Annotated in this window: 7 protein-coding genes; all 7 read right to left on the bottom strand. The window is 40.1% G+C overall.

The window, feature by feature from the left end; translation table 11 throughout:
- Nucleotides 1-6 precede the first annotated feature (6 nt).
- From QL989_RS17755 to QL989_RS17725, 7 genes are read right to left on the bottom strand one after another with little or no spacing between them, the layout of a single operon-like run.
- Nucleotides 7-4,482 carry a matrixin family metalloprotease gene (locus tag QL989_RS17755; protein WP_290171460.1) on the bottom strand — a complete coding sequence of 1,492 codons (4,476 nt, stop codon included), beginning with the start codon at nt 4,480-4,482 and terminating at the stop codon, nt 7-9.
- Nucleotides 4,483-4,496: 14 nt separating this feature from the next.
- Entirely contained in the window at nt 4,497-5,156 is a 660-nt protein-coding gene (locus tag QL989_RS17750) for a hypothetical protein (protein WP_290171458.1), read from the bottom strand.
- Complete coding sequence (locus QL989_RS17745; RefSeq protein WP_290171457.1) at nt 5,153-5,692, bottom strand: hypothetical protein; 540 nt, start codon at nt 5,690-5,692, stop codon at nt 5,153-5,155. The genes QL989_RS17750 and QL989_RS17745 overlap by 4 nt, the downstream gene beginning before the upstream one ends.
- Entirely contained in the window at nt 5,685-6,299 is a 615-nt protein-coding gene (locus tag QL989_RS17740) for a hypothetical protein (RefSeq protein WP_290171456.1), read from the bottom strand. Before QL989_RS17740 ends, QL989_RS17745 begins: the two co-directional genes overlap by 8 nt.
- A 3-nt stretch (nt 6,300-6,302) precedes the next feature.
- The gene (locus QL989_RS17735; RefSeq protein ID WP_290171455.1) at nt 6,303-8,813 is read right to left on the bottom strand and encodes a hypothetical protein; all 2,511 of its coding nucleotides are present in this window, start codon (nt 8,811-8,813) and stop codon (nt 6,303-6,305) included.
- Complete coding sequence (locus tag QL989_RS17730) at nt 8,800-9,543, bottom strand: hypothetical protein (protein WP_290171454.1); 744 nt, start codon at nt 9,541-9,543, stop codon at nt 8,800-8,802. The genes QL989_RS17735 and QL989_RS17730 overlap by 14 nt, the downstream gene beginning before the upstream one ends.
- Before the next feature lie 24 nt (nt 9,544-9,567).
- On the bottom strand, nt 9,568-10,641 hold the full coding sequence (locus QL989_RS17725; RefSeq protein ID WP_290171453.1) for a hypothetical protein: 1,074 nt from the start codon (nt 10,639-10,641) through the stop codon (nt 9,568-9,570).
- Between the last annotated feature and the right edge of the window lie 97 nt (nt 10,642-10,738).

Raw genomic sequence — 10,738 nt, 5'->3', positions numbered from 1 at the left:
GTTTCCCTACTCCTGACACTGAATTGACGTTGGATATGTAAACGAACAACTCACTTCAGTGGCTATATTCCCCGCCGAATCCGCAATGCCCAATTTGATAGTATTAACTCCATCACTTAGCGTGGAAGAATTAGGCTCGTAAATTAGTTGAAAGTGCTCAGGTGAGCTGGCTATAACATCATCGTTTAGGTGTGAAATTTGATGGTGTTCAAGCCAAAGTCTTGCATAATTTGGCGCTTGATTTAGTCTTAAGCTGTCTTGAATATTTTGTCCATTAATCACTGAACCGTCTGGCATAGTGATATTTAACTTGTCTAAGTCAATTCCACTTACAGCTTTAATCCCTGGGTATACACTAGTACTACCGTTTGTCCCTGCAAAGCTATCATCTATAACAAATGATAAACTAATAGGCTGAGGATAAACCCAAGCAACACCTGTTAAATCTTTAACATAAGACTCTTTAGCAACATCCCACCATAAAATGTCAGGCTTTAAATCAGGTTGGCTACTAGGTGGTTTAGGAGCTACTGTCGTTGAACCCACTAGTACGCCGTGTGAGAAATTAGGAATAACCGCTTTTATAACCACTGGCTTTCTTGTGCTGTAATGTCCAACATTGTTAACATTTACTGCACCTTCTCTTTCCCTATAAGCACGTGATTGAAATACCCCACTACAATAGGGTATTTCGTTAGTATATTTAACCTCTTCACAACTTAGGAGAGTATCAACTGCTTCAATCTCGACTCCCATGTTTTGTTTACCTAATACACTAAAGTGAATTTCATCTCCTTTAGACAGAATCCGTCTGATTTCTGAAAAATCACTGCGATTGATATCGTAAAAAACAAATGCACTTTCATAATGCTTCCATCCATAATCTTCAACGTTTCCTGAATAACCTCTTCTGATAGAAATATTATTTAATTTTACCCTGTCGCTCCCAAGGACCTGAGATGGATCTACCTTAAGGTTTCTCATAAAACCATGTGGCTTAAAAGTAAAGGGCTTTGTAAGTGGCTGACCTATCAAAGCACTGTTCATTGAACGGTCAGGTACTAATATAGGCCCCATATCTACATCAAGTTTAAAGCTAATATTTTGACTACCTACTTGCAGATTTAATGAGTAAGCCTCTGCTAATCCAACCGTATCTTTATTACCAAATTCATCGATAGTTGGGACTATTAGACCAACACTAATTGATCCAAGCCAAATTCCACGTTCGTTCGTTTGGTGCCCAGTTAATTGGGCACCATCAATATACCCAGGAGTAATTTCAATACCAGAATCAGGCGTTGGTGATAAAACGGTTACTTGGGCGTTTGCAACTGGATTACCAAAGCTGTCTTTAACTTGTAGCCCTAAACTATTTATGAATCGAGTCAATAATGTTTTCTGTAAATCGGTTGCTCTACTTGGTGTAACAGTGGCTACTCGGCCAGCCTTCACATCCACAGTAAACACAACAGGAGCAGACTGACCTGGTACAGACATCATGACGACCTGCGGTGACTTCACCAGAGTTTCATCTAGATCACTTACGTCTTTATTCAAGTAAAGCTTTTCGCCCAACTTATGAAAAATCTCTACTTTCCCGCTGGCATCGGACTCAATTTTTATACGAGTTTGTGAAGTTTCTCCACTTTTTGCACCAAGCTTTCCGCCACCAGAAATAACTAGCCATTCAACAGGCACACCTTTAATTCCATTCCCTTCTTCATCTAAAAAAGTAGCGCGCCATGGCTCTGGTAACTCAGCACCCACCGGACATTTGCTGCCACAGTTTTGCTCTGTTTTATCAATTTTTATTTGTGCTATTGGCTCATCAATTACTTTTACATCTAATGTAATGGGCTCAATATCGGGAAAGCTAGGTACCTTCACCACAATTTGAAAGTCTCTAGTTAAATCAGGTACTGCAACACTTGCCCCAATTAACCCATAATTGTCTGATTTAAGTGTTTTCAGGTAAGTATCACCCGCGGCCACTTGCGGAGAATTTTGAATACGGCTACTCATTGTTTTGGGGCTTGGAGTTGAAAGAGCATTCGCCAAAATATTAATGTCTTTACTACTGGGTTTACTTTCAACCACTCTTTGAGAAAGAACCACATCAGCATTGGTCACTGGCTGTCCGCGCTTGTCAGTAACAAGTAATAATATCGCTTGCTTAAGCTCAGTGCCCTTTACAGCAACTTGCGACTCTCCCATTAATGCTGATGTTCTAGCAGCCCCCAGAGGAGCATCTATAGAGATAGACAACTTATAAGCACCAACCGACACAGCCGAAACGACAATAGTATAAATTCCTGTTTCTTTAATTTGGTAATTTTGCAGGTTAATATCGCCTTCACTCGAAGACGCACTGCGTTTAATAAGCAAGCCTCCATTGGGGTTAAGTAATTGTAGACTGAGCCCTGGCTGACTGTTTAAAGGACTCACATTAATATTCACTTTAGAGCCTTCGAGTGCAACGAATGTATAAACATCCTGTTCGCCAAAGGCACTAATATTACCTTTAACTTCCATGCCAGATAGTAATTGATTTATATCATCTTCTTTCTCTTCTTGCTCTCGGGCTTTTACAGCTAGTGGCACACTATTACTTGTTAGTTCATTTGCACTTACCGTGAGCAAATATTCACCAGCCTTCATATCACTTGGTATTTGCACTAAAAGGGAGTCATGGGAAGCACTCTGCACAACTAAACGTTGCCCGCCTATCAATACAATATTTTGATCTGGGTCAGCAATAAACCCTTGTCCCGATATTAAAACATAATCTCTCGGTAGCGCTGTACCTGGAGAAATATAGTTTATAACTGGAGCCGAAACATCAACTTTTGAAAGCTTAAATATACCATTGTCCGCCAACATGCGAATTTCCACAGCAAAGCCATGCTGTACAGCAAACTTATCACCAATAACTTGGTCACCTTGGTAACGGGTTTCTAAATGTTGTTTTTTTGCAGGGTCATAGTAACGTATGCTCTCAATGATCTCGCTAGAACCTATCGCCTGAATAAACTGGTAAGAGTCCAAATTTGCAGGTGGGCAGGTAATCCCGACAAGATTCAAACCTTTTTTTAGTTCGAACTCATGGCAATAGGTAGCCCCAGGGAAAATCAATTCACCATCGGTGTCACTGCTGATTAAATAACCTTCCCCCTCTTGAATATCGAACTGAATGCCTTGCGGCTGACCGTCTAACATAAAAGCAAATTCAAAACCGCCCGTATCGCGGTTAAACCTCTCAATTCGGTTCACTTCAATAAACGCCGATAACTGCTGCAATAAATCGTGCGATGTTAAACCAAAAGGCACATTTTGCGGATACCCAAAATAATTAAGGCCTTTTTTTAGGTCAAACTTAAATTCACTGGTTACTTTTTCATTAATATAAAAATCTATATCGGCTATATCCGCCCCAGCCGTGACATCAAATAACTTAGGTTCCTCTGCTTCTGTTTCATAAGATGACTCATCTAAATCAAAATATTCGCGGTCAAAAAACGTGTTGTCAGGCGGATTAACAACAGATACCAGCCGCTCAGCTTCTAGCCCTGGATGTGAAGCATCTAGCGGTTCAATTTTTAAAAAATACTGACCTACTGGTAAAAATAAACGATATTCACCACCGGTTAAACTGTATGTACCCACTTCTTTTTCTAAAGTTTCACTGTTTACAGCATAAACATGTGTACCGCTTACCGTTGTGCCGGTTACACCATTTAATACTTTACCTCTTATAGTACCGTAACGTTGCTCAACCTGAGGCGCCTCCATATAGCTTGCCAAAGTAGAACTATCATCATTTTTTATAATCGCGCCTCGCGCTATATCATTATCTGCGGCAGGGTACATCACACTGTGCTCAATAGAGCTGTGTTGCAAACCAATACAGTGGCCAATTTCGTGCAACGCTGTATAGTAGAGCAGTTCTGGAGAAAAAGGTTTGGCCCCATCAAAAAAAATATCAGCATTAAAAATGGTCCCTGCCGGATACAAACCTACTGGAATATCACCTTCTCCATCACCATTTAAATCAAAATTATTTTCCGTAATCATAATTTCGTCATTAAAAATAAAAGTACTGCAAATAGCTAGCACACTCTCTGGGAAGTTATATTCATTATTTACAAACGAAACAACATTTACTCCATCAATATAGCTAGATAATTGACTACCAGCTCCTTTTCCTGATTGCTGAGTAATACCTTGATATTCAAAAGTAACATTACTATCTGGAAGAGTTTGCCAGGCTAAAAATGCACGTTGTAGCTCTTGCTCAACCACGCTGAACTCTAATGGTGAATAACCGCGCTCATTCAAATGCCATTTGTAAGGTAAATTGTTTTTATGCCATAGTTGTGGCACAAGCTGATTTGATTCGTTTAATATGTAAGATGGGCTTCCAGCAGACACAGAAATAGTAACCAACATAAGAAGTCGGCAAATCCAATTTGCAGTTTTCATGAACTACGTCCTTTTTAGTTGATACAATCTTGACTTTCAGAGAGTTGTATTAAGTAAGATTGCTGTGCACTGCCAAGCAGCTCAAGCCCATTGCGTGGTGAAAGAGTTAACTCACACAAATATTGCAGCCTTAACCATTGTGCTTTGGTGCCAGTTTTTATGGTCGAAAAGTTGATTACTAATTCAGATAAAGGCTGCGCGGGATCCCACCAAGTAGTTAAAACAATATACTCTTCCATGGCCGTTGCGGGCGCTTCAGATAAAACTAAATTGGCAAGATTAAAAATACTTTTACCAAAGCCCGCTGTAATAGCAATTGGATACTTACCTAACTCAGGGACCGCTAATAAATGCTGGCCAAACTCACGATTTGCACTTGGCGCAATAATATAAGGTAATTGCTCACTCAAAAGCATTTGCTGAACAGTCGGTAAATTAATTGTGATGCCTTGACTCTTAAGTGTGCGCAATGAAGCATTCACTACTTGCTCGTCTGCCCCAAGTTTAAAGTAAGTAACAGGGATGCTGTCATCTTGTATAGTAACAGCATCAATAAATATCATTTCACTGCTATGGGGTGTCGTATTAAACTGTAAGTATTTTGTCTGTGCAGCCAATGGCAAACCACTAAACAGTGCAATCAGCAAGAGCAAAGCTATTATTTTTTTTATCATAACTCATTTACTTCCTTGTTTGTTTTTGCAGGTATTATTTTATCTACCGGGGTTTTATCTACCGGGGTTTTATCTACCGGGGTTTTATCTACCGGGGTTTTATCTACCGGGGTTTTATCTTCCGCGTTAACTTTGGTATTTAGGTCTTCATCAAGGTCGTAAATTTTAACATCAGGTTGCTGTTTTAAACTGGCAATGCCCGTTGCCCCAAGAGCAAGTTTTTGTGCATCAATTCGCCTTACAACAAACTTATCGGTAAAATTAACCTTATTGATTTTTTCATGTGCTAAATGAATCACCTTACCTGTTGGTTGCTTTACTTTTTTTAAGCCTTGAGCATAAGCACGCTTTGCTTGACTAAAATAATCTTTATTAAACTTTGCTTGTTGCGCTTTAGCTTGCTCCATACTGATAACTTCAACGCGTTGGTTTCTCATTAAAACATCAAGAGACTGCACCGCTTTTGATTCCTCAGCACTCACCATTTTTGCGTTTGTACAACACGTAAATACGGCGATTAACATTAATTTACGCATCGTCTTTTCCTTGTTTAGCCAGCTTATCTGCGAGCAACTGCTTGATCCTTTTTTTAGCGTTTGGCAAAGTTAACGCTTCTTGCTGCAGTACAGCTTTACCTACCACATCAGTCGTCTGTTTTGCGCGTAATACATTAGCGTGTTGCGGTGAAATTTTTGACACTTTTAGCTGTTTAAAGGCCGGCAAAACAACATTATCAGTACCCATTCCTTGCACTGCTACGACCGAATTTTGCCCCTTTACCAGTTGCTGTTGCCCTAACGGGTCAGTGTGGGTAAAAAATATTGCTTCATCCCCTTCTTTTAGCGTTACTTGATGCGAAATAGTCTGTGATATAGCCACTTTTAAAACAGGATGAACAGCAGTACCACCTGCTTGTGTAATTACCAGCTCACTTTGAGCAGGTTTACCTAACGCACCCGCCATTAAGTCATCGCGCACTAAAACTTGATGGTAAGTCACTACTTTACCGCCAACCCACTCACTGCTTTTAGACATAACACGCCCTTGCACAACATTATCGGCAAGCTTAATTTCTTTACTAAAGTCATTGGCAGAACTTGCAAAGCTTAGTATTAGTATAATAACCAAGGTAATTGCTCTCATAACTTACTCCTTTTTATCTTCAGGCAACGCAATGCCTGTTGTCACTTCCAGCCTAATTTCAGGCTTACGACTGTCGAACAATAAAATGTGATTTTTGTCATAACCTGGATCGTAGGCAAATGCGCCTTGTTTATTTGCATAAGTGCCAAACATGTTGCCAGGTTTTGATGTATCTGAGTGCCAATAATAGAGGTTTTCTTGCGAACTATAACGAGCCTTACCATCATCAAAAATAGTATATTCAGCCCCGCTACGTTTTACATAGCGCCTTGCTGGAGTTGTCGGTGTGGCATCTAACAGCGCACCATGGTTAAGGTTGTCGCTTGGTTTGCCATTTAGGTCTCTGTGGTTATTCATATCAGCAGCCTGTACTAATAAAGTAACGCGCCCATTTAAATCGCCACTAAATAGCGACTTCAAGGCCGCTGAGGGGACCTTTATTTGCCAGCAGTTGCTAGTCAGATTTTCAGATGACCCCACGGTAAAACACCCTTTAAAACTTGAGTCAGCTAAAATCGCACTCTCTAAATTGCGGCTATCAAAAAAGGCCTGTTGTTCGTTTAATGCAAGCCCCAACGAGAACTCACTGTTCTGTGCATCTGGCGCTCTAATAGCTTCGTTAAACTTTAAATTAATGCTAATCGCTTTATCTTGCGTTATAAAAGATAAATTAGGAATGGTTTGCGCTTTGTAGCGCTGGGCAATATAAGCAAAATCTTCAATGGTGTGTTCACCATTCCCCTCTTCGTGGGTCATTTCTATGCGCCCGGTATAATTAATTTTACCCTGCCACTTCATACCATAGCGTTTACGCTCGTCTTGTATTACTTCTACTTGTTGTAAATAGGGTGGCAAATTAGCAACATCATAAAAAAACTGACTGTAGCCCACTAAAAACTCAAGTGAATAAGGAATAAGCTTTTCAGCAAAACGCTCTAATAAGCTATCGCCCTTGTAACAACGCAGCGCAGATACTGACCAATCAGTGCAGGTTTTAATCAGCGGGTTATTCGCTGAATGAGGTTTAGTGATATCTTGCCTAATATAATGAGGTCGCAGCAGCATTTCTCCTGCAGCTATGTCTCTAAAGAATGCTTTTCCTTCGTATACCACCCCTTTCATTGTTTCTTCTATGTAGTAATAACCTTCAGGGCCGCCAAAAACACTGGCCTCCCACCAATCCGAATAAAAACTATTAAAGCGACCATCATAATGAAACCCATGAGCTTCAAAATTACCGCTATCCCCAAACACCTTAGCGGCAGCATGCATTATTTCGTATTCAGGCAACGCTCTAGAGTCTATATTTACTCTTAAACCGCACGCGTTAAAGTTAGGACCTTCAGAGCGGTCAAAATCGCTTAAATCACCAAAGTAAAACATTTTACTTAGCTCCCCCCCGCCACAAAGCTTACCAGCAGCCTTATAAGAGGCTTGGGTGGCTTTTTCATCATAGCGCCAATACTTACCATCCCTTTCAACTAATAATGGATCTGAATATGAAAAATCGAGGGGAGCGTATGAAAAATCAATAGCTAAATCAGCTTGAAACAAAGCCGTATTATAAATACCCCGCGACATATTCGCCGGGTCTAGGTAATTCTCAAGTAAGGCGTAAGTTGCAGGGTCTGTTTTACGCCCCCAAATTTGCCCTGCATTGTTGATGGTTTTACTAAGGCTAACAGGCTCGAACCAATAATCTTTATCTAACCCCTTTATAAACTCATAAATCTTGCTGGGGATAAAGTGTGCTTCATAGTCATCCGGTTCGCTAAGAGAGTCTTTAGCCAAAGTTAAGTGAGCATCACCATGTATATGCGCGATTGAGCTCATGTCTTCAGCGTGATGCAGTGCGTGACCAAATAACCACATTGCTTTAGCGCCGCTCAGTTTCCGCCCTTGCTTTTCCAGACTTCGCCTTCCATTACCATCGCCTACCATTTCGTTTAAATCATCTATCGTATTTAAATACCCCATGGTATGTATTGCATCGTTAAAAAATCGCCCTGCGGTTATTTCACTCGGCTCTATTCTTCCATAACGAGAATCAACGAGCCAATTTGCACCATTTAGCCAATCATCAACTGACATCGGAGCTCCGGTATAAGCATGCTGAAAATGCGACATTACGCGATTAGTTGGGGAGTCTTCCATCACCACCCCATCAAGTACATTGAGGCTTTTTTTTCTAAATGCAGGGTAGTTTGGGCTTGCCTGATCCTCGTCAATTTCTTTTTCATCAGCATCATCGAACTGCGGGTCGTAGCCCCATAAATAAGGGTAAGGCTGATCTAGTTCCACCGCATAGTGCGCATCTCCCACAAGTTTAGTGACATAATCGGGGTGGGTTTGATATAGCTGAAAATAATTAGTAATACTTTCATCTTGCGATTTTAGAGATTTAAAAATTGCTTCTGTAATACGTGGGTGGCTGGTATTGGTATCGTGCGCTGCACAATTAAATACCATTACCGCCCCAAAAGTCAGTATTATTTTACGCTTATAGTCCTTCATACTCAGCCTTCCTTGGTTTTAAAATTTGCTTTCTACAGTCAACCATATCCCAACAATCCGTTTCAGGTACGCCGTAATACCAGGCTCTAAAAATCGGTTGATACTTTTCAATAACCCGTTGTTGCATACGTTTTGAAAAATGGGGTAAGTAAAAAGTTTTGATCACCGTAATGTGCCTTTTAATCGTCTTTCCTAAATTAAAGCGCGCTTGGCGATACCGAATGTCTGCTTTTTTATATTCTCTGCTCTCAGGTGTAAAGTTTTGCATGTCTTGTTTAGGGCCAGTCGCCCACCCAGCTACTTTATTCATTTGTTCAGCAAACGGCTTAACGGTAAACGTGATATGAATAGGATCATCAGCATCGGTGGGCCCAAAGCCTCGCGTAAATACATTGTAGTGATAATTAGGATGGGTAACCTTAAAAAGAATTGTTGCATAGGCATTGGGTTGTAATAAATCCACACGATCCCGTGGGAAGGTAATTGGCTTATTAGCATAGGCAGTTTTAAAGTATCTATAACCTGAGTCTATGCCACAACTACTATGACCACATGACTCTGTGTACACAGACTCTATCAAAAAAGGAAATTCTGGCACTGAGCCATCCTCTGTTTCAATCGTCACAACAATGGGTCCGCGATAACCATGCGCTTTATCAAATAAAAAATCACAGCCCGATGTCAAAAAACACGCCAGTAGCACACTCATGTACATTACTAAATTTTTCACACTATTAACCTTCTATTTTAATAATTATTTAGCGCTAATAATGGGGTTGTCGGCACTGCCATTAATTTGGTAGCCATAAATAGTGGCAAGTTGCGCCAGCTCAGGCGATAACACAAGGCCGTTGTCTGTATCAAACAATAGCCCTAACTCTTTTAATAGATCAGCTTTATTGTTCTTTAAAATATAACCAAGCGCTTCATCTCTTTCATAGCGAGTCATGCTTTTATTAAAGGTATTGCTAATAAGCTGGCTTTTATTTGTACCGCTTGCGCGCTTAAAATTGATGTAGCGTTCGCCTAGTTCGAGTAGGCTTTTATCAAGGCCAACATTAGAAAAGTTGGCCTTTAAATAACTAATATTTGCAACCTCAGCAAGCCCCAGCAGCGTAAGTAACTGCGTATCAAAACCATAATTGTCGATAATAGACTGATTAAGTGCAGCAGTTAGCTGTGCAATTGCTGCGGTATCATCAATGCTACTTAATTTGCCAAACACCCAGCTCGCAGGCCCTCTAAAAATAGGGTGCCCTTTTTCACTGGCAAAAAAGCTGGCTCTGTCTTTAACAGCATTGTTAGGATGTAAAGTAAAATACATCAGCGCTTCACGTAATCTAAGCCCACCTATTTCGTCACTATTTAAATAGGTAACAAAAAACGATTCAGCGCCTGCATTCGGGCCTGCTAACAAAATATTTAAACTAATACTTTTATGAACAATGGCTGTTTTATCTGTGCCAGCCGCAAGTAACTGCATTTCATTTTGCAGATAATCATATAATTTGTATTCGTAAATATGCTCCGCCAATCCCATTTTGCTATTTAATATTGCACCCAATACTTCATCTAATTCTACTGTATTAGGATTCGGTTTTTCACGCTCGGTATTATTACTCGTTTCAGCCGCGTTTAACTGCTCAACTAAATTGGGGATTTGACTAAGCCCGTTATCGGACTGACTGGGAAGTTGCTTGATTTGAGAGTCTATTGCACTTATTTCTGATAGGGTCAGAGCGGCTAAATTTGCACTTGTTAAAAAAAATGAAACTGAAATTAACTTTAAAGTAAAGTTAACTCTAGATTTTAAAAAAGAAAAAAACATCCTTAATGTACCTTTTGATTATTTCCGTATAAAGTATGAAAACAATCAGAATTAAACAAAATTAGAATGGTTTCATTGCAAAAAATCACACTACAAG

Origin of the sequence: Pseudoalteromonas sp. APC 3224, from assembly GCF_030407535.1 — a bacterium.
Lineage (GTDB): Bacteria > Pseudomonadota > Gammaproteobacteria > Enterobacterales > Alteromonadaceae > Pseudoalteromonas.
Note: the sequence above shows the minus strand (reverse complement) of the source record. Positions and strands in the feature narration are given on the sequence as shown.

What these genes read in the sequence shown, in the direction of transcription:
- QL989_RS17755 (WP_290171460.1), bottom strand. Translation starts at nt 4,482, where the DNA reads ATGAAAACTGCAAATTGGATTTGCCGACTTCTTATGTTGGTTACTATT.
- QL989_RS17750 (WP_290171458.1), bottom strand. Translation starts at nt 5,156, where the DNA reads ATGATAAAAAAAATAATAGCTTTGCTCTTGCTGATTGCACTGTTTAGT.
- QL989_RS17745 (WP_290171457.1), bottom strand. Translation starts at nt 5,692, where the DNA reads ATGCGTAAATTAATGTTAATCGCCGTATTTACGTGTTGTACAAACGCA.
- QL989_RS17740 (WP_290171456.1), bottom strand. Translation starts at nt 6,299, where the DNA reads ATGAGAGCAATTACCTTGGTTATTATACTAATACTAAGCTTTGCAAGT.
- QL989_RS17735 (WP_290171455.1), bottom strand. Translation starts at nt 8,813, where the DNA reads ATGAAGGACTATAAGCGTAAAATAATACTGACTTTTGGGGCGGTAATG.
- QL989_RS17725 (WP_290171453.1), bottom strand. Translation starts at nt 10,641, where the DNA reads ATGTTTTTTTCTTTTTTAAAATCTAGAGTTAACTTTACTTTAAAGTTA.